15 protein-coding genes are annotated in these 19,043 nt (G+C 60.0%); 5 read left to right on the forward strand and 10 right to left on the reverse strand.

The features are described 5' to 3' along the window. Positions 1-34: 34 nt before the first annotated feature. Complete coding sequence (locus ACIQ36_RS00755) at positions 35-475, forward strand: pyridoxamine 5'-phosphate oxidase family protein (protein WP_395824344.1); 441 nt, start codon at positions 35-37, stop codon at positions 473-475. Between the two features lie 574 nt (positions 476-1,049). Here ACIQ36_RS00755 and ACIQ36_RS00760 read toward each other — a convergent pair. The 6 genes from ACIQ36_RS00760 to ACIQ36_RS00785 form a co-directional block, all read right to left on the reverse strand. Next, positions 1,050-3,005, reverse strand: coding sequence for a PhoX family protein (locus ACIQ36_RS00760; protein ID WP_395824348.1), 1,956 nt, complete (start codon positions 3,003-3,005; stop codon positions 1,050-1,052). Positions 3,006-3,283: 278 nt separating this feature from the next. Next, the gene (locus ACIQ36_RS00765; RefSeq protein WP_395824351.1) at positions 3,284-4,267 is read right to left on the reverse strand and encodes a dipeptide ABC transporter ATP-binding protein; all 984 of its coding nucleotides are present in this window, start codon (positions 4,265-4,267) and stop codon (positions 3,284-3,286) included. Continuing rightward, the gene (locus tag ACIQ36_RS00770; protein ID WP_395824354.1) at positions 4,267-5,289 is read right to left on the reverse strand and encodes an ABC transporter ATP-binding protein; all 1,023 of its coding nucleotides are present in this window, start codon (positions 5,287-5,289) and stop codon (positions 4,267-4,269) included. The genes ACIQ36_RS00765 and ACIQ36_RS00770 overlap by 1 nt, the downstream gene beginning before the upstream one ends. Beyond that, positions 5,286-6,185 carry an ABC transporter permease subunit gene (locus ACIQ36_RS00775; protein ID WP_395824357.1) on the reverse strand — a complete coding sequence of 300 codons (900 nt, stop codon included), beginning with the start codon at positions 6,183-6,185 and terminating at the stop codon, positions 5,286-5,288. The genes ACIQ36_RS00770 and ACIQ36_RS00775 overlap by 4 nt, the downstream gene beginning before the upstream one ends. A gap of 9 nt (positions 6,186-6,194) precedes the next feature. Further along, positions 6,195-7,205: an ABC transporter permease subunit gene (locus ACIQ36_RS00780; protein ID WP_395824360.1), complete on the reverse strand. Its 1,011-nt coding sequence runs from the start codon at positions 7,203-7,205 to the stop codon at positions 6,195-6,197. A 199-nt stretch (positions 7,206-7,404) separates the two neighbouring features. Further along, positions 7,405-9,006, reverse strand: coding sequence for an ABC transporter substrate-binding protein (locus tag ACIQ36_RS00785; protein WP_395824362.1), 1,602 nt, complete (start codon positions 9,004-9,006; stop codon positions 7,405-7,407). A gap of 259 nt (positions 9,007-9,265) precedes the next feature. On the opposite strand from ACIQ36_RS00785, the gene ACIQ36_RS00790 reads away from it, so the two are divergent. Continuing rightward, complete coding sequence (locus ACIQ36_RS00790) at positions 9,266-10,291, forward strand: asparaginase (RefSeq protein WP_395824365.1); 1,026 nt, start codon at positions 9,266-9,268, stop codon at positions 10,289-10,291. On the opposite strand, the gene ACIQ36_RS00795 is transcribed toward ACIQ36_RS00790, so the two are convergent. The 3 genes from ACIQ36_RS00795 to ACIQ36_RS00805 all read right to left on the reverse strand — a co-directional run bounded on the left by ACIQ36_RS00795 (position 10,288) and on the right by ACIQ36_RS00805 (position 12,470). Further along, on the reverse strand, positions 10,288-10,680 hold the full coding sequence (locus ACIQ36_RS00795; RefSeq protein ID WP_395824368.1) for an Atu4866 domain-containing protein: 393 nt from the start codon (positions 10,678-10,680) through the stop codon (positions 10,288-10,290). The two genes, ACIQ36_RS00790 and ACIQ36_RS00795, sit on opposite strands and share 4 nt — an antisense overlap. A 26-nt stretch (positions 10,681-10,706) precedes the next feature. After that, entirely contained in the window at positions 10,707-11,435 is a 729-nt protein-coding gene (locus ACIQ36_RS00800) for an SDR family oxidoreductase (RefSeq protein WP_395824370.1), read from the reverse strand. 120 nt (positions 11,436-11,555) lie between these two features. After that, a complete protein-coding gene (locus ACIQ36_RS00805; RefSeq protein ID WP_395824373.1) occupies positions 11,556-12,470 on the reverse strand; it encodes an AraC family transcriptional regulator N-terminal domain-containing protein in 915 nt (304 codons plus the stop codon). 222 nt (positions 12,471-12,692) lie between these two features. Here ACIQ36_RS00805 and ACIQ36_RS00810 point away from each other — a divergent pair, with 222 nt between their 5' ends. The 3 genes from ACIQ36_RS00810 to mutS all read left to right on the forward strand — a co-directional run bounded on the left by ACIQ36_RS00810 (position 12,693) and on the right by mutS (position 18,163). Next, complete coding sequence (locus ACIQ36_RS00810; RefSeq protein ID WP_395824376.1) at positions 12,693-14,429, forward strand: tetratricopeptide repeat protein; 1,737 nt, start codon at positions 12,693-12,695, stop codon at positions 14,427-14,429. Between the two features lie 8 nt (positions 14,430-14,437). Further along, on the forward strand, positions 14,438-15,313 hold the full coding sequence (locus ACIQ36_RS00815; protein WP_395824379.1) for a 4-(cytidine 5'-diphospho)-2-C-methyl-D-erythritol kinase: 876 nt from the start codon (positions 14,438-14,440) through the stop codon (positions 15,311-15,313). A 168-nt stretch (positions 15,314-15,481) separates the two neighbouring features. Next, on the forward strand, positions 15,482-18,163 hold the full coding sequence (gene mutS, locus ACIQ36_RS00820) for a DNA mismatch repair protein MutS (protein WP_395824382.1): 2,682 nt from the start codon (positions 15,482-15,484) through the stop codon (positions 18,161-18,163). On the opposite strand, the gene ACIQ36_RS00825 is transcribed toward mutS, so the two are convergent. Beyond that, on the reverse strand, positions 18,158-19,043 hold an 886-nt coding region (locus tag ACIQ36_RS00825), incomplete at its 5' end, for a protein kinase (RefSeq protein ID WP_395824385.1). The two genes, mutS and ACIQ36_RS00825, sit on opposite strands and share 6 nt — an antisense overlap.

Here is a 19,043-nt window from a genome sequence, read left to right on the forward strand (position 1 = left end):
GCACGAGTTTACGGCAAAAAAAGGAAGCATCGCCATGGATTTGACCAAAGAAGCCCGCACGATCATGCAGACCGCCCGGCGCGGCGCGCTGGCGACGCTGATGGGCGCGGCGCGCGATCCTTACGCTTCCCTGGTCTCGACACTGGTCGGCGATGATCTGATGCCGCTACTGTTGCTCTCCACCCTCTCCCAGCACGCCCAGAATCTGGCTGCCGATCCGCGCGCCTCGCTGCTGCTGGAATCGGACGCGGTCGCCACCGCCCCGGACGCGCTGGCGGCGGGCCGGGTAACGCTGCAAGGAATTGTGGAGCCCGCCGATAAAGAGGCGCTGCGGGGGGCCTATCTTGCCGCTCATCCCGAGGCGGAGATGTACTATCAATTCACCGATTTCCACCTGTATCGGCTGAATGCCCCGCGCCTGCATTTCGTCGCGGGGTTCGGGCGGGTGGTGTGGTTGGAGACGGGGATGTTGTAAGGTTACGCGGCTCCTTATTTTTCACTCTTTTTATCCAACAGCATCACAAGGGGCGAGTAATAAGAAATATAAGGCATAATAATAGTTAGAAATTGAGTTTTAGCCACGACTCGAGAACTCGCCCCCTCAAATGAGAAATTTCCCAAAAATATACAGACACAAGACAATATAAAAAATATATTAATATAAATAATATACTTAAATAAATTTCTTGATCGTGATATAAATAAGCAAAAAATCAATCCCGCAACATATAAAGCTGCAACAAAATCACTGCCACACCTAAAATACCCGCCGCACGACGCGCCTATATTATAACGAGTGAATATCCATGTCAGTAGGATTGGCACCAAAGAGAGAGTTAATATTAACAATGAAAATAGCACTCTCTGCCCTTGAGTTCTCAAAATTTTATCCTCCGAAATTATCCTGTTGCCATCAAATTTATCGTGCACTTTCTCATATCTCGCTTTAGTTGCACATAGCATTTCCCGAAACGAAAACGCCGGAACCTCGCGGCCCCGGCGTTCTTTAACCTCATCAAGTGGGGGCCGAAGCCCCCACCCGTTCGTTCTTACCCGTGCAGCTTAATCGCCGTGGTGGCCAGCGTCAGATAGCCGACGGCCGCGCCGTAGCGATCCTTATAGTTCGCGCGCACCAGCGGATCGAGCGTCGGTTGCACCTTGGCGTGCAGCGTCTTGTTCCAGTCCCCGGCGTGCTGGAAGTTGCTCATGATGTAGGTCCAGCAGTTGAGTTCATCGACGGCGTGCAGCCCCGTCGACTCGCCCCCCGAGGGGATCGACAGAAGACGCGCCAGTTCCTTGGTATCGACGTTATAGGCCCAGAGGAAGTTATTCACGTGGCTGCCGCTATCTTCGCCGATGAAGAGGGTGCGCAGCTTTTCCGAGAACTTCAGATTATCCGGGTTGCCGATGATGTTCGGGTTCGACAGGTTGCCCAGGCCATCGGCCTTAATGTCTTCGCCGACCAACAGCATTTTGCTGCTGAGCGGGACCCACTCGCTGACGATCTTCGCGCCCTTGCTGTCCGACACGCCGCCGCCGAGCTTATGCTCGACCACGCCCCCGGCGTTCAGGGCCTTGTCGAGCGCAATATTGCTTTCTTCATTGAAGCCCTTACCGCCCTTGACCATCGAGTCGACGATGTTTTGCAGGGCCGAGTAAGCAACCTTATCCTTGGCGTTAACCGTCGTGCCTTCCATCTTGGTGAAGGCCATCGAGCCGCCGACGAGATAGGCGTAGCGATGGGTTTCGAGGAAGGCGGCGGCCTTTTCCATGCCGGGCTTCATCTTCACCCAGTTGGCGGCACCATTGTAGAAGATCTTGGTGTAGGACGCGTCGTTCGGATCTTCCTTCTTCACGTCCATAATGTCCGACGGCTTCAGGCTATTGGCCATGGCTTCGATTTCGGCGCTGGTGGCGTGACCAAGCTTAATCCAGGTGATCTTGGTGCCCGCTGCCGAGGTATCGAGCGTGAAGCCCGGCGCGTATTTGGCCACATAAAGCGTGCCCGACGACAGGTCCTTCGCCTTATCGGCAACAAAGAGGAACAGGCCGCTGTTGGTGGCGTCATCACCCATCAGCACCGTGCGATTGTCCGGCATCACCTGCACCAATTCGTGCGAGATGCGGCCCATATTGTAATGCTTCTTCACCGAACCCGTGCCATCGGCATGGACGATGATTTCCGGCATATGGCCGTAATGGTAAGGATTGGCCTTCGTTTCGTCGCCATACACGTTCTTGCTGAACGCCTTGAACTGCTTGTTACCGGAGACGAACGGCGCATCGGGCTCATATTCTTCGCTCGACAGATGCGTGCCCCAGGGCGAGAGGCTCGCGCCGCAGGTGATCCACAGGCCGTGGGCCTTGGAGGTATCGACATTGTGATACTTCACCAAGCTCAGCATGCCGGTTTCCGGGCTCTGGTCCAGCGTCAGCACGGCAATCGGCGACGGCAGCGTGCCGTAAGCATCGACCCCGGCGAGATCGAGCGAGGTATATTCGAACTGGACGACGGCAAACACGGTATTGCCCTTCACGCCCTTCACTTTTGCGCCCGGAACCTTCAGCAGCGAGGTGCCATCGGGCGCGTCGGAGAAGAAGTGGCGTTCCTTGCCCGGAACCGACTTATCGATAATCGGCTGATTATTGATATCGTAATAGCCGCCCGCGAGGATCTTGCCGCCCTTACCGTCCGAAACCATGTCGCCGGTGATGAAGAAGGGGTGATAGCTCAGCGGAAAGCGATGACGGCTCTTGTCCGCCAGTTCAACTTCGATGGCCGATTCGACCGTCGTCGTCGCCATCGCCGCCGGGTTCGACAGGGTCGGTGCAGCCATGCTTACGAAGCGGGTTTTGCCAACGCGTAAGGCCGGAGCCGCCAGCGCCGTGTTATCACCGAGACCGGCCACGAAAGAGGCGAGCGTCCCTGCGGCCAGCGGCAGCATCGGAACACCGGCAAGAAGTTTAAGGGCCTGGCGACGGGACGTATCAATCATGTCGGTCATAGCGGGGCATCCATTGGCTGGGCACAAAATACGGCGGGAGCCGCCCGAAATCATCCATGACAACCAAGGGCAAGCTTGCGCCGCCGGACTCTAGAACGCACGGATGACCATTTTATGACTACTGATAATGCTGCCAGCCAATCTGATACAATTCTGCGCTAGACCTGAGATTTATATGAGGCGATAGGAGCCAATACCGCTTTCAGGGGTGCCTCATTCGTGCTGGGCGATGCGCCTTTCCAAGAAAAACCCCCGCGTGTGACGGCGGGGGTTCCAGATTAGGCGGCGCGGTCGCGGAGCGCGATGGGGCAGGCAACCATCCGGTTGCCGACTAAAATCGGCTCGGGCCGGGTCTGGCTGCACGATGCTTCTGCCAGCGGGCAACGCTTATGGAAGGCGCAGCCGGAGGGCGGGTTGAGCGGCGAGGGCAGTTCGCCCGATAGGCGCGGGCGGCTTTCCGGCGGCTCGCCAATCGCCCGCAAGCGCGGACGGCTGCCGAGGAGCGCTCGGGTATAAGGGTGGCGCGGATCTTCGAAAATCTGCTCCACCGGCCCATATTCCACGGGCCGCCCCAAATACATCACCATCACGTCGGAGGCGATGTGTCGAACAACGCCGAGATCGTGCGAGATGAACACATAGGCAAGGTCGAACTCGTCCTGCAAATCCATCAGCAGGTTCAATACCTGCGCCTGAATCGACACATCGAGCGCCGAGACGGGCTCGTCGGCGACCACAATGCGCGGGTTCAGCATCAGCGCACGCGCAATGGCGATACGCTGGCGCTGACCGCCCGAAAACATATGGGGATAGCGCCCGTAGAACTCGGGCCGCAGCCCCACCTTCGCCATCATCGCCTCGGCAGCCGCGCGCCGGTCCGCGGCGCTCATCTCGGGCCGGTTGATCGCCAGCGGCTCTTCCAGCGCGCGGCCAATCGTATGGCGCGGGTTGAGCGAGCCATAGGGGTTCTGGAACACCATCTGCACGCTTTGGCGCAAGCGCTTGCGCGTGGCGGCATCGGCCTGCGTTACCGGCTTGCCGTCGATGAAGAGTTCGCCCTCGGTCGGCTCCTCGAACAGGGCCAGCAGGCGCGCGAGGGTGGATTTGCCGCAGCCGCTTTCGCCCACAATCGCCAGAGTTTGCCCGGCGTTGAGGGTGAAGGACACGCCATCGACGGCTTTCACCATCGCGCTCGGTTGGAACAGCCCCCGGCTGACGCCATAGTGACGGCGCAGGTCCACCGCTTTCATGAGATCGGTCATTACACGGTCTCCCCGGAGGTTAGCCGGTCGTGGGGCTGGCCTTGGCCATCAAGGGGCGTGTGGCAGCGCACAGCCCCGCCAAAGGTTTCGGGCTTTAAGAGCGGCGCTTCCGACCGGCAACGGTCTTTTACAAAACTGCAGCGCGGGTTGAACAGGCAACCTTTCGGGCGGTCGCCAATCCCCGGCACCACGCCCGCAATCGTCGGCAACCGCTTGCGCGGCCCGCCGAGCACCGCCGTCGCATGTTCGGGGAGCGCATTGAGCAGCGCCGCCGTATAGGGGTGGCGCGGCGCGGTGAACAGGCGTTCCACCGGCGCTTGCTCCACCACTTGGCCCGCGTACATCACCTGCATGCGGTGCGCAGCTTCCGACACCACCGCCATATCGTGGGTGATCAGCACCATGGTCATTTTCTGCTCCCGCTGAAGGCGGGTGAGCAAATCCATGATCTGCGCTTGGATGGTCACGTCGAGCGCGGTGGTCGGCTCATCGGCGATCAGCAGGCGCGGACGGCACGAAATCGCCATCGCAATCATAATGCGCTGGTTCATCCCGCCCGAAAGCTGATGCGGATAGGACGAGAGGCGCGAGACCGGATCGGGAATACCGACCTGATTGAGCAGTTCGACGATGCGATCCCGGCGCTGGGCCTTATTGGCCGAGGTGTGAACCCTCAAGGCTTCATCGATCTGATATTCGACCGTAAAGCAGGGGTTCAGGCTGGTCGTCGGCTCTTGAAAGATCATGGCGATATCTTTGCCCACAATTGCCCGGCGTTGCGCCGCACTGAGGGTCAGAAGATCGCGCCCGTCAAAGCTAAGCTTATCGGCGCGAATAATGGCGTAATCGGGCAAAAGCCCCATCGTCGCCAGCATCGAGACCGATTTACCGGAGCCGGATTCCCCGACCACGCCCAGCACTTCGCCTTCAGGAACGGTAAGATCGACCCCGTCGACCGCGCGGAACAAGCCGCGCGACGTGGGAAATTCGACCGTGAGATTGCGGATTTCAAGCAGGCTCATGAGCGTTTCAACTTCGGATCGAGAGCATCGCGCAGACCGTCGCCGATCAGATTGAAGGCCAGCACCGCCAACAGAATGGCAACGCCCGGCAACGTCACCCACCAGGCGCGTTGCAGATATTGCGTGGCGTCGGACAGCATGGTTCCCCATTCCGGCGTCGGCGGCTGCGCGCCTTGCCCAAGGAAGCCCAGCGCCGCCGTATCCAGAATCGCCGTTGAAAGACTAAGGCTCGCCTGCACGATCAAAGGGGCCAAGCAGTTCGGTAACACCGTGCGCACCATGAGCCGGAACTTAGAGGAGCCGATCATCCGCGCCGCCAGCACATAATCCTTGGTCAGTTCCGATAGAACCGCCGCATGGGTGAGGCGCACGAAACTCGGCAGCAGCACAATACACACGGCGACCATGGCATTATTCAGCCCCGGCCCCAAAATGGCGACGATGGTCAGCGCCAGCAGCAGCGTGGGCATGGACTGGAGAATATCCATAAAGCGCAGCAGCGCGATTTCCACAATCCCGCGAAAGAACCCGGCGATCAGCCCCAAGGCAATCCCAACGACAATGGACACCGCCACCACGATAACGGCGATCAGCAGCGATACGCGTGCGCCGAAAAGGATGCGCGAGAGAATATCGCGGCCAATATCATCGGTGCCGAGAATAAAGCGCCAACTACCCTCATCCGTCCAAACGGGCGGCACCAGCAACGCATCGCGATATTGTTCGATGGGGCTATGCGGGGCCACCCAAGGGGCAAAAACCGCCAGCAAAATCATCGTAACGATCAAGATAAGCCCGGCAAAAGCGCCGCGATTGCTGGAAAATTCAAGCCAGAACAGCCGGAACGGCCCAGGCGGGGCAATTGTCGGCGCTGTATTGACAGAAAGACTGGTCATCACCCCTCCCTAGCGCTTATGGCGAATGCGCGGATTAATAATACCGTAGGTCAGCGTCATCAGCAGATTGACGAGGATGGTCGTCGTCGCAATCAGCATCAGCGCCCCTTGCAAAATAGGATAATCTCGGCGCGACAGCGCTTCGATCAGCCATTTGCCAATGCCCGGCCAGCTAAAGATCGTCTCGGTCAGCACCGCGCCGGAAAACAGGGTCGAAACCTGCAAACCAATGACGGTAACAACCGGGATCAGCGCGTTGCGCAGCGCATGGACGGCGACGACCCGTAAGGGCGATAAGCCTTTCGCGCGTGCCGTGCGCACATAATCTTCTTGCAAGACTTCAAGCATGGCCGAGCGCGTCATCCGCGCGATCACCGCCATCGGAATCGTGCCCAAGGCAATCGCGGGTAAGGCCAAATGCCGCAAGGCCGACCAAAAAGCGTCGTACTCGCCCAAAATCAACGTATCGATCAACACGAAGCCGGTCACGGGCTGGAAGAAGTAAATCAAGCCAACGCGGCCCGAAACGGGGGTCCACCCGAGGGTCATCGAGAAGAGCAACACCAAAATCAGCGCCCACCAGAACACCGGCATCGAATAGCCCGCGAGCGCAACCGTCATGACCGAATAATCGGTCATCGATTTTCGTCGCACCGCCGCAATCATGCCCAAAGGAAGCCCAACGAGAACCGCAAAGAGAATGGACGCTGCCGCCAGTTCCAAGGTCGCGGGGAAGCGCGACAGGAACTCGCTCAGCACCGATTCCTTCGTGTACATGGAGCGGCCAAGGTCGCCGTGCGCCATCTTGGTGATGTAATCGACATATTGTTCCCACACGGGCCGATCTAAGCCGAGCGCTGCCATACGTTCGGCATAAACTTGCGGCGACAGCCCGCGATCCCCCGACATGATTTGCACGGGGTCGCCCGGAACAATACGGATCATCACAAAGGCAAGCAACGTCACACCAATAAAGGTGGGAATCGTCAGGAGAACCTGACGGAGAATAAAGGACAGCATGGATGAACGGTTCCTAGAGCATTCCCGCACAAAACTCTAAAGCGAGTGTGCTTGAAAAGAATGCGACCAACCAGGTCTTTTATTGAGCAAATGCTTCGCAATGGGGCGATACCCCGCAACGAGCGATGCTCTAGAATAATGAGAGGGCCGGACGCTCTTAAAAGCGCGTCCGGCCCTCCCGTCATTTAGCCCGTAAAGGCTACTTCATGCTCACGCCGTAAAACTTGAAGCGACCCAGCGGATCGACCTTAAAGCCTTCGACGTTCTTGGACATCGGCACGGTTTGCACCGCATGGGCAACCGTTACCCAGGGGGCTTCGTCTTTGAAGATCACCTGAGCTTCTTTATAGAGCTTGCCGCGTTCGGCCCGATCCGACGTTTTACGCGCCTTCTGGATCAGATCTTCGAACGGCTGGTTACACCAGCGCGCACGGTTCCCGCCCGACTTAGCCGAGCCGCAGCCCAGCAGTTCATAAAGGAAGTTATCGGGATCCCCAGTATCGCCGGTCCAGCCCAGCATCATCGTCTGATGCTCGCCTTCGCGGGTCCGGTTCAGATATTCAGCCCAATCGAAAGAAACGATTTTGGCTTTAATCCCAACCTTGGCCCAATCGGCCTGAACGATTTCAGCCATACGCTTGGCGTTCGGGTTATACGGGCGGGCAACCGGCATGGCCCACAGGTCCACTTCGGTGTCGGCCGGAACGCCCGCTTCGGCCAGAAGCTTCTTCGCAGCTTCCGGATCGAACGCATAGTCCTTAACATCATTGTTATAGGCCCAGCCGATAACCGGCGGCAGCGGGTTCTTCGCGACCTCACCAATCCCGCCCGGATAGACGGCATCGATAATGGTCTTCTTGTTGATGGCAAGGTTCAGCGCCTGACGAACCCGCTTATCGTCAAATGGCTTCTTTTGCACATTGAAGGCGATATAGCCGACGTTAAGACCGGCTTGCTGAAGAACCTTCAGGCTCGGCTCTTTTTTCAGCGCCTCGATATCGGCCGGGTTCGGGTAGGCGGCAACATTGCACTCGCCTGCCTTCAACTTATTTACGCGCTGCGCACTATCGGGCGTAATCGCGAAAACGAGACCATCGAGGGAAGACTTACCTTCGAAATAATCCGGGTTCGTCTTGTAACGGATCGTCGAATCCTTGACGTAATCGACATAGATAAACGGACCCGTGCCAACCGGCTTCAGGTCGATATCTTCCATTTTGCCCTGTTTTTGCAACAGATCGGCATATTCCTTAGAATAGACCGACATAAAGGGCATGCCCACATTGGTGATGAAGGGCGAAAGCGCTTCTTTAATGGTCATCCGAACGGTCAGATCGTCAACTTTTTCGATCTTCACCAGATTTTCCGACATGCCCAGATCGTCGAAATACTGGTACTTGCCGCCGCCAATCGGGTTGTACGGGTGATCTTTCTTAAACTGCCGCTCAACCGAGAACACCACATCGTCGGCGTTCATCGTGCGCGTCGGCTTAAAGAAGGAGGTGGTGTGGAACTTCACGCCCTTGCGAAGCGTGAAAGTATAGACCGTACCATCGGCCGACACTTCGTATTTTTCAGCGAGGCTATTGGCCAGATTGGTCGTGCCGCGCTCGAAATCCACCAGACGGCTGTAGATCGTTTCAGCGGCCGCCGTGCTCGTCGTCCCCGACGTTGCGCGCGCAGGGCTGAAATTCTCGGGGCTGCCTTCGGAGCAGAAAATCAAAGTCTTGGCTTGCGCTGTGCCAGCCAAAAGCGCCGCTACCATCGAAACCGATGCAAGCGTTAATGTGCGATAGTTCACCCTTTATACTCCCGGTAAACAACACTGAAGCCCGCTCCGGTCATCTTCGGACCGTGAGCATCCTCTTTAGATAGTCTATTTTGCAACCAAATGTCATGCCGAAATAAGCTTGAGTGTCCGCTAACAATGCGGGGATTCATGAAAAATTATACAATTATATAGCCAAATTATTTCCCGTTAGTGTCTAGACCTTTCCAAACCCGCTCTTTATCGTTATTCCAGTGAACAAACCTCCTTCCTCCCCCTTACAGGAATGCCGATGCCGTCTTTACCTCACCCCATTCTGGCCGAAATAACCCGTGGCGGGATCGTCGAAAGCGCCCATAGCGGCTGCGCCGTGGTGGTGGATGGGGGGGGCGGAATTGTCGCGGAATGGGGCGATAGCGCCCGGCTGACCTATCCGCGCTCCTCCAACAAAATCCTTCAAGCACTCCCCTTGATTGAAAGCGGCGCCGCCGATCGCTTCCAGGTAAGCAAGGCCGAACTGGCGCTCGCCTGCGCCTCCCATCGCGGCGAAATCCAGCATGTTGAAACTGTCCAAGCCTGGCTTGCCCGGATGGGACTTTCCGATGCCGATCTTGAGTGCGGCAGCCATTGGCCGTTCGACGAGGCGGCCACCCTTGCGCTTGCGCGCAGCGGGGCCACCCCGACCGCCGCCCATAATAATTGTTCGGGCAAACATACGGGGTTTCTTGCCACCGCCCTGCACCTGGGCGAGCCATTGAAGGGCTACATTGGTTACGATCACCCGGTGCAGCGCCGCATTACCGAAACCCTGTCGGAGATGCTGGAAGTCGATCTCTTCGCGGCCCCCTGGGGGGCAGATGGTTGCGGGATTCCGACAATGGCGGCCCCACTAAAATCGCTCGCGCTGTCGATGGCCAAATGCGCCGACCCGTCCCGCCTGCCACCCCGCCGGGCCGAGGCCGTGCGGCGGCTCGTCGACGCGATGGCGACCGAAGGTTTTTATGTCGATGGCACCCTGGGCTTTGCTACGCGGCTGATGGCGGTCGCGGGCGCGCAGATCGTCTGCAAAATCGGCGCGGAAGGTGTGTTCACGGCGATTGTGCGCGAGAAGGGGTGGGGCATCGCCCTAAAAATCGAGGACGGCACCGCGCGGGCGGCGGAAATCGCGCTGGGCGGGGTTTTGCGTGCGCTCGGCTTGCTCAGCGAAGCCCAGCAACTAGCCCTGGCCGATATTCTCACCGTGCCGGTTAAAACCCGCGCCGGGGTGCATGTCGGCGATCTGCGCGCCGCCGATCTTGGGACGCCGGGGGCGTTTTAGCGCCGATACAAAATCATTCCGGCGTGATGCAGGACCCCACCGATAAAATCGCCATCGGCGGTAAACCCTGTGTCGTCCCAATAGTCGATGTGAGTGCCCTTGATTTCGTAGCGGCCCGTATAGGCGTTTTCCCGCGTGCCGCGCGCTTCGCGGTAGCGGCCGTTGGCGAGCAGTTCGTGGCGAATGTAACCGTCCGCCGTGACCCACAGGCCCACATAGGGGTGGGGTTCGGTCATCAAAGCCTCCTGAGCGATGTGGTTTTGCGCGAAAATGAGCGATGGGATCGGGCTTTGGGCCGCGGTTTCCATCGAGGCAAGAAAGAGCACAGGAGAGAGCAGCCGCCCCAGGAGGGTAAAGCGGCAGGCTCCCCATAGAGTGGGGCTGCCCATCGGATTAAACCTTTCCAGGCTGACGATTAATAGGGGCTGGCGGTAGGCCGCACGATGATTTCGCTCACGTCAACGCCGCTCGGTTGATCCACGGCAAAAGCAATCGCCTCGGCAATGGCGCGGGCGGGCAGCGCGATTTTGCGGAAATCTTCCATCATCGCCTTCGCCCCGAGATCGGTGATCGTGTCGGCAAGGTCGGATTCGGTGACGCCCGGCGAGATCACCGTGACGCGGATTTTATCGTTCTCCTGGCGCAGCCCCTCGGAAATCGCCAACACGGCATATTTCGTCGCGCAATAGACCGCCGCCGTCGGATACACCGCGTGCCCGCCGATGGACGCTATATTGATGACCTGCCCGCTGCCCTGCTGCTGCATGATTGGCAGAACGGCGGCGATTCCATGCAGGACGCCGCGAATATTCACGTCGATCATCCGGTTCCACTCATCGAGCTTCAGGGCGGCCAGCGGCGACAGCGGCATTAGCCCGGCGTTATTCACCAGCACGTCGAGCCGCCCGAAGCGCGTGAGCGCCGCATGGATGAATTGATCGACGCTATCTTGATCGGTCACATCGACCGGCTGCACCAGCACCGTGCCGCCCGCCGCGCGGATTTTCGCCGCCAACGCTTCCAGGCGATCCGTGCGCCGCGCGCCGATGACCACCTTCGAACCGCGCCCGGCCAGAAGTTCCGCCGTGGCCGCGCCGATTCCGCTGCTGGCGCCGGTGATCGCAATGATTTTGGCTTGGGTCATTCTGTCTCTTCTCCAATTTTTCCGCAGGCCGTTTGCCCTGGGGACGAGAAGAAACTTAGCGATTGGGAGGACTAGGGCGGTAGACCAAGGCTCGCGCGTTCTTGCCTAATTCTCCAAACCTTACGCCCCCGCCATGAGCGCGGGCGTCTCGCGCAGCCGGGCGGTATCGCGTTTTGGCGGCGCGCCGAACAGGCGGCGGTATTCGCGGCTGAACTGGGAGGGGCTTTCGTAACCGACGCTGAAAGCCGCTTCCGCCGCATCCATCGCTTCGGCGAGAATGAGCCGGCGGGCCTCTTGCAACCGAATATGCTTTTGGAACTGCAAGGGGCTCATTTGCGTCACGAGGCGGAAATGATGGTGCAGGGCCGAAGGGCTCATCCGCGCCTCCTGGGCCAGATGCTCAACCCGCAGGCTTTCGCGGAAATTCTCCTTAATCCAACCGATAGCGCGGCTTACGCGCTGGTGCTGGCTGTCGGGCCGAGCGATTCGCGTCAGCCGCGCGCCCTGATCGCCCGTCAGTGCCCGGTATAGAATCTCGCGCTCCAGCAGCGGTGCTAGAATTGCCTGATCCTCCGGCGCATCGAGCAGTCGGGCAAAGCGCAAAAACGCTTCCAGCAGCGGTGGCGTGACCGCGCTCAGAAAAAGCCCGGCACTCGCCTTCGTCTCGGCCGCAGGCGCGCGCTCGCCTAAGGCCAGAATCACCTCGTTCAGCAGGCGCGGATCGAGATCGTAGCGCAGGCAGAGATAGGGTTCCGCCGCCGTCGCCCGAATAACCTGCCCCGAGATCGGCAGATCGACGGAGATCACGAGATAACTCGACGGATCGTAAACAAAAGCTTCCATTCCGAGCATCACTTGCTTCGCCCCTTGGACGATCAGGCACAGCGCGGGTTGATGCAGCGCCTGAATGGGCTCGGTCGGCGCGCTGGCGCGGATCAGCGCAAAATGCGGCAATGCTGTTGTCACCACCCCATCGCCGGGGGCGTGACGCATCGCCAAAGCCGCCAATTCAGCCAGAAGTTCGGACGCCGACATACTGAAACTCCCCCGCAGCGGCCTTCAATCTAGGCCCTCCCCCCGGCTCGAAGCGAGTCCCCAGATCAAGCTTTTGGAGTCTTTGGCAATTCTTGTGGAGAATCAGGCAATAAGCCCCCTTTTCGGCAGGGCTAGTTTCCGCCAAGGTGAGCGCGAGACGCGAAGCCCCGCCTATGCTATGGGTGCGGCTCTAGACGATTGACGGCGTGGGAGCGGCAACGAATGCACTTTCGGATTTCCCTGAGCGGGGCTTTGCGCTGGCGCACTGCGCTCGCGCTCGTGCTGCTCGGCCCAGCTTTGTCCGCCTGCGCCCAATCGACCCCCGCCGCACCGCCGCCGCTGGCGAGCGAGCCCACCATCGTGCAAGTTCAATCGCCGCTGGGGGCCTATCTTGCCAGCACGAGCGCGGCCACGGCGGGCGACTATGCCGCCGCCGCCGATCTCTCCACGCAAGCGCTCGCCGACGATCCCGAGAATCTCGATCTCATGCGCCGCGCCTTTGTGTTCAGTACCGGCGAGGGGCGGATGGAACAGGCGGTGCAACTTGCCCGCCGCTTGACCGCGCGCGACCCCAGCTTTCCGCTGGCGCAAATCGTCCTGGCGTTCGAGGATGTTGGCAGCGGGCATAGGGAAGATGCGGAAAAGCGCATCGCCGCCCTGCCCCGCTCGGGCGTCAATAATCTGCTGCTCCCCGTCGTCGGGGCGTGGATTGCCGCGTCCCAAAATAAATGGGAGGCCGCCGAGCAATCTTTACGCCCGCTTGCCGATATTTCGCCGCTGGCCGGGCTGTTCGACTATCACACGGCCCTGATTGCCGCGCGCCGGGGCGATAAAGCCGGGCTCGAAGCCGCCATCGAATCGCTGCTGAAAGCCGATGAAACGCCGCCGCTGCGTATCGTCGAGCTTGCGGGGGCTTTCTATGAAAACACCCAGCGCCCCGAAAAAGCGAAAGCGCTCTATGATGTCTATCAAGCGCGCAACCCGGATACGCTCTATCTCACCAACGCCTATCGCCGCATCGCCGACAAAGCCCCCCCGCCGCGCTTGGCCCTGACCGATAAGGAAGGCTTGGCCGAGGCGCTGTTCGATGTGGCGACCCTTATTCAGCGCGAACGCCAGGGCAATGAGACGGCGCTGATCTACACGCGCATCGTGCTGTCCCTGCGCCCCGATTTCCCCGCCGCGCAAATGCTGCTGGCGGAGATTCTGGAAACCCAGAACCGCGAAGCCGCCGCGATCAAAACCTACCAAAGCATCGGGCCGGACTCGCCGTTCCGCTGGGTCGCCCGCCTGCGCGTGGCCGGCAACCGCGACGCGCTGGGCGATACCGAGGGCGCGCTCGCTGACCTCAAGCAAATGGCGCTCGAACGCCCGGAGCGCGACGATGCCCTGGGCTATGCGGGCGATCTGCTGCGCCAGCACAGCCGCTTTGCCGAGGCCGTCATTCTGTACGATAGCGCCTTTGGCCGCATCCCGAAAATCGAACGCCGCCACGCCTCCTTGCTATTCAACCGCGCCATTGCGCTGGAACGCTCGGGTCAGGTCGACCGCGCCATCGAAGATCTGCAACGGGCACTCAGCCTGGAGCCCGATCAGCCCTATATTCTCAATTACCTCGGCTATACCTGGGTCGATCAGGGCAAAAACCTGGAACAGGGCCGCAGGATGCTTGAAAAAGCCGTCGAGTTGCGCCCGCGCGACGGGGCTATCGTCGATAGTCTCGGCTGGGCTTTCTACCGCCTGGGCGATCTGCCGCGCGCCGTGCGCTGGCTGGAGCGCGCCGTGGAACTGAAGCCGGGCGACCCGACCATCAACGATCACTTAGGCGACGCCTATTGGCGCACGGGCCGCAAGCGCGAAGCGGGCTTCCAGTGGGAGCGCTCGCTGAAGCTGAACCCCGAGCCCAAAGACCGCGAGCAGACCGAACGCAAACTCAAAGAGGGTCTGCCGACGCCCTGACGATGGTTATGCCGGACATTCTCACCGATCTCGCCCCCGCCAAGATCAACCTTACTCTGCGGGTCTTAGGTCAGCGCGCCGATGGCTATCATCGGCTGGATTCGCTGGTTGGTTTTGCCGAAATCGGCGACCGGCTAACTGTGGCGGCGGGGACCAGCCTGTCGCTCACCGTCACCGGTCCCTTTGCGAGTGCCCTACGAGGAACGCCGCCCGATCAAAACCTCGCTTTTCGTGCCGCCGACGCGCTGCGCATTGCCGTCGGGCGGCCCGAGTTGGGGGCCACCCTCACGCTCGAAAAACACTTGCCCATCGCATCCGGCATCGGCGGGGGCTCGGCTGACGCCGCCGCTGCGCTGCGCCTGCTGCCGCGCCTGTGGGGGCTCGATCCCGCGACGCTGCCGCTGGCCGGCATTGCAGCCCGCCTCGGGGCCGATGTGCCCATGTGCTTGCTGCGCAAAAGCGCCCGCGTGGCCGGGGTCGGAGACGTGATCGATCCCTTGCCGCTTCCCCGCGTTGCCGCCGTGCTGGTCAATCCTGGCGTTCCGGTAGAAACCAAAGCCGCCTTCGCCGCGCGGGAGGGGGAATTTTCCCTGCCACTACTGGCCCTGCCACCGCTTCAGGGCGTCGATGATCTGGCCGATCTCGTTCAGCGCGGCGGGAATGATCTTACCCGCCCGGCCCTCACCCTCGCCCCCGTCATCGCCGACGTGCTGAAAGCCCTGCGCGCCGCCCCCAATTGCCGCGCCGCCGCCCTTTCGGGCAGCGGGGCCACCTGCTTCGGCCTCTTCCCCACCCGCGACGCCCGCACCGAAGCCGCCGCCCGCATCAAAACCGCGCACCCCAATTGGTGGGTGGCGGGGACGTGGATCGGGGGAGCGGGATAAGCGCTGACGCGCAGCTTGGGGCACCGCCCCAAACCCCGTTAAAGGCTTCAGCTTTAAAATCCAAGCCCTAGACTCTTGACCCAAAACCGGGATTCTTAAGGGCCTTGGCCCTTAAGCGGAGCGCAGAGGCAGGGCCTCTGCATCGCGCAGCGAGACCGTTTCGATTCGATGACTAACCTTACGCCCGATGCCGCGACGACGCCGATGATGGCGCATTACCTTGCTTTGAAGCAGCAGTATCCCGATTGCCTGCTGTTTTACCGCATGGGCGATTTCTACGAGATGTTCTTTGACGATGCGGTGCAAGCCGCGCGGGCGCTTGATATTACGCTAACGAAACGGGGCAAGCACGGCGGGGATGATATCCCGATGGCGGGGGTGCCGGTGCATGCCGCTGAAGGCTATCTCTCGCGGTTGATCCGCGCCGGGTTTCGCGTCGCAGTCTGCGAGCAGATGGAAGACCCGGCGGAGGCGAAGAAGCGCGGCCCGAAAAGCCCGGTAAAGCGCGACGTGGTGCGCGTGGTAACGCCGGGCACGATTACCGAAGACGGGTTGCTGGATGCGCGCCGGGCGAATTTCCTTACGGCGCTGTGCGATAACGGCGGGCAAGTGGCGCTTGCGGCCATCGATATGACCAGCGGCAGTTTTCAGGTCGGGCTGCTGGGCGATACCGGCAAGCCGGGGCTCGCGGAAGCCACCGCCGCCGCGCTGTTTCGGCTTGATCCGGCGGAAATTTTGCTCCCGGAACGATTATTGAAGGCCGAACGGCTGTTCGAAGTGTTCGGCGAGTGGAAATCGCGCTTAGCCCCGCTGCCGGGGCCGCGTTTCGATGCGGGCAATGGCCGGAAGCGGCTTGAGGCTTTGTTTGAGGTCGGCACGCTCGAAGGCTTTGGCCGCTTCAGCCTCGCGGAAATCGCGGCTGCCGGGGCTTTGGTCGATTATCTCGACCTCACCCAGCGCGGTCGCCTGCCCCGGCTCGACCCGCCAACGCGGCTGGAAACCGGGGCGACGATGGCGATTGACGCCAGCACGGCCCGGTCGCTCGAATTGATTCGCACGCAGAACGGCGAGCGCAAAGGCTCACTTCTCGCCACCATCGACCGCACCATCACCCCCGGCGGCGCGCGATTGCTGCATGCAAGGCTGGTCGCCCCGCTGACCGACCGGGGCGCAATTGCGGATCGGCTCGATGCGGTCACCTATTTCCATACCTATAGCGATGTGCGCGCCAAACTGCGCGAGGAGTTGAACCGCGCGCCCGATTTGGAACGCCCGCTCACCCGCCTCACCCTCGGGCGGGGTGGCCCGCGCGATCTGGCCGCGATCCGCGATGGCTTACGCGCGGCGGAAACCCTGCGCGAACGGCTGCTGGCCGATCAATCCAAGCCGCTCCCCGCCGAACTTTCCGCCGCCTGCACGGATATGCGCCCCGATACGGGCTTGATCGACCGGTTGGAGCGGGCGCTGAAACCCGATCTGCCGCTTCTCGCGCGCGATGGCGACTTCATCGCGCCCGACTATGCGCCGGAGTTGGATTTCCAGCGCTCTTTACGCGACGACGCCCGCCGCCATATCGCGGCGCTACAAGCCCGTTACGCGTCTGAAACGGGTGTGAATAGCCTGAAGGTTAAGCATAATAATGTGCTGGGCTATTTCGTCGAAGTGACCGCCGCCCAGGCCGATAAGCTGTCGGAACCCTTCATTCACCGGCAGACGCTGGCGGGCGCAGCGCGGTTTACCACGGTTGATCTCGCCGATCTCGACTCAAAGGTCGCCAAAGCGGGCGATACAGCGCTGGCCTTGGAACAGCGCTTGTTCGAGGATTTGGTCGGCGAAGTTCTCGCCCGCGCCGAACCCATTGCGGCCACGGCCCGCGCGCTCGCCGTGCTGGATGTGGAAGCGGCGCTGGCCGATCTCGCCGCCGACCGGGGCTATACCCGCCCAACCCTGACCGACGGCACCGAGTTCGATATTCAGGGCGGCCGTCATCCGGTGGTGGAAGCACTACTGCCCGGCGGCGCGAGCGGCTTCATCGCCAATGATTGCGATTTAGGAACGAACCGCCTTTGGCTTCTTACCGGCCCGAACATGGCCGGGAAATCGACCTTTTTGCGGCAGAACGCGCTGATTTGCCTGCTGGCCCAGGTGGGCGCTTACGTCCCCGCCCGCGCCGCGATGATGGGGATTGTCGATCGGCTCTTCTCCCGCGTCGGGGCGGCGGATGATCTTGCGCGCGGGCGCTCCACCTTCATGGTGGAAATGGTGGAAACCGCCGCGATTCTGAACCAAGCCGGGCCGCGCGCTTTGGTAATTCTCGACGAAATCGGGCGCGGCACGGCCACTTTCGACGGGCTATCGATTGCCTGGGCCGCCGTCGAGCATCTGCACGAAGTCAGCCGCTGCCGCTGCCTCTTCGCCACCCATTATCACGAGCTCACGAAGCTCAGCGCCCGCCTGCCCGCGCTGTCGTGCCACTCGATGCGCGTGAAGGAATGGCAGGGCGACGTCGTGTTTCTCCACGAAGTCCAACCCGGCGCGGCGGACCGTTCCTACGGCATCCACGTCGCCAAACTCGCCGGGTTGCCGAAGCCGGTACTACGCCGCGCCGAACAGGTGCTGAAACTGCTGGAGTCGGGCGATAGTTCTACCGCCCTCTCCCGCCTCGCCGACGATCTGCCGCTCTTCGCCGCCCTGCGCCCCGTTGCGGAACCGGAAGAAGTTTCGGAGGCGCCGCCCGCGCTTCACCCGGCGTTGGCGGCCCTGGCCGCGACCGACCCGGACGCGCTAACGCCGCGCGAGGCGCTGGAGGTGCTGTATCGGTTGAAAGAAAAAATGTTCCACTGTTTATAATTTCATTGCCTGTATGACATCTCCTAATGCCCTGGCTTTTTGATCGATTTTTTGCTCTAGATCAGTCACGTCTATCCGAAATGACAACCTAGCCTCCCTAGCAAACGCTCCTGTATCCGGTAATTTTTTCCAACCTGCTTGAGTCATTCTATTTATCGATTCTTCAAATCTTTCCTTCAATCTCTTCTTTATATTCTCCCAATTTTCCTTTCCAGCTGCAGATATATTTATTTGAGCATCGACACTATTTTCGGTAAGATTTCCGAAAATAATGGTCTCCCTACCCTCCAAAAGATCTATACGATATGATTTTTCATCAGTACTTTGCCGATACGCGTAACCGGCGCGTGACAATACTTCTTCCGCCCAAAAATCTGCACTTATCTTCTTATACTCCCCACGCACGACTTCATATAATTGATTGAGCTCGCTTATCACGTGCCCCATACTAGGACGCTGGCTGGGATGCACATTGGTGCAAAGCATTATTAATCTTTCCAATCTTTTATTTAGAGAGCGCCAATTTTGACACATTAAACCTGCTAACTTACTACCAACTTCCTGATGCCAATCCTGAGCATTACCACCTCCAATTGGGGGATTTTTGCCGGAAGCCATATAATACATGGTCATACCTACACCATACACATCAACACTCGCTTCCCTGGAAATTTTTGACTTTCTAGAGGATATAAGTTCGGGTGCCTGATAGCCAATTTGAGAGTTTGGACTATTCGCATCCTCGCCTTTTGCTCCCTCATGCCATGACATATCATAATTAATCATTCTTACCTTACAGGACGCATCATCAATACAATTCTCCAATATCACATTTCTTGGTCGCACATCTCTATGAAGCACAGTCTCATTGAGATTGTGA

This window comes from Elstera sp. (assembly GCF_044372965.1).
Lineage (GTDB): Bacteria > Pseudomonadota > Alphaproteobacteria > Elsterales > Elsteraceae > Elstera.

What these genes read in the sequence shown, in the direction of transcription:
- ACIQ36_RS00755 (WP_395824344.1), top strand. Translation starts at nt 35, where the DNA reads ATGGATTTGACCAAAGAAGCCCGCACGATCATGCAGACCGCCCGGCGC.
- ACIQ36_RS00760 (WP_395824348.1), bottom strand. Translation starts at nt 3,005, where the DNA reads ATGACCGACATGATTGATACGTCCCGTCGCCAGGCCCTTAAACTTCTT.
- ACIQ36_RS00765 (WP_395824351.1), bottom strand. Translation starts at nt 4,267, where the DNA reads ATGACCGATCTCATGAAAGCGGTGGACCTGCGCCGTCACTATGGCGTC.
- ACIQ36_RS00770 (WP_395824354.1), bottom strand. Translation starts at nt 5,289, where the DNA reads ATGAGCCTGCTTGAAATCCGCAATCTCACGGTCGAATTTCCCACGTCG.
- ACIQ36_RS00775 (WP_395824357.1), bottom strand. Translation starts at nt 6,185, where the DNA reads ATGACCAGTCTTTCTGTCAATACAGCGCCGACAATTGCCCCGCCTGGG.
- ACIQ36_RS00780 (WP_395824360.1), bottom strand. Translation starts at nt 7,205, where the DNA reads ATGCTGTCCTTTATTCTCCGTCAGGTTCTCCTGACGATTCCCACCTTT.
- ACIQ36_RS00790 (WP_395824365.1), top strand. Translation starts at nt 9,266, where the DNA reads ATGCCGTCTTTACCTCACCCCATTCTGGCCGAAATAACCCGTGGCGGG.
- ACIQ36_RS00795 (WP_395824368.1), bottom strand. Translation starts at nt 10,680, where the DNA reads ATGGGCAGCCCCACTCTATGGGGAGCCTGCCGCTTTACCCTCCTGGGG.
- ACIQ36_RS00800 (WP_395824370.1), bottom strand. Translation starts at nt 11,435, where the DNA reads ATGACCCAAGCCAAAATCATTGCGATCACCGGCGCCAGCAGCGGAATC.
- ACIQ36_RS00805 (WP_395824373.1), bottom strand. Translation starts at nt 12,470, where the DNA reads ATGTCGGCGTCCGAACTTCTGGCTGAATTGGCGGCTTTGGCGATGCGT.
- ACIQ36_RS00810 (WP_395824376.1), top strand. Translation starts at nt 12,693, where the DNA reads ATGCACTTTCGGATTTCCCTGAGCGGGGCTTTGCGCTGGCGCACTGCG.
- ACIQ36_RS00815 (WP_395824379.1), top strand. Translation starts at nt 14,438, where the DNA reads ATGCCGGACATTCTCACCGATCTCGCCCCCGCCAAGATCAACCTTACT.
- mutS (WP_395824382.1), top strand. Translation starts at nt 15,482, where the DNA reads ATGACTAACCTTACGCCCGATGCCGCGACGACGCCGATGATGGCGCAT.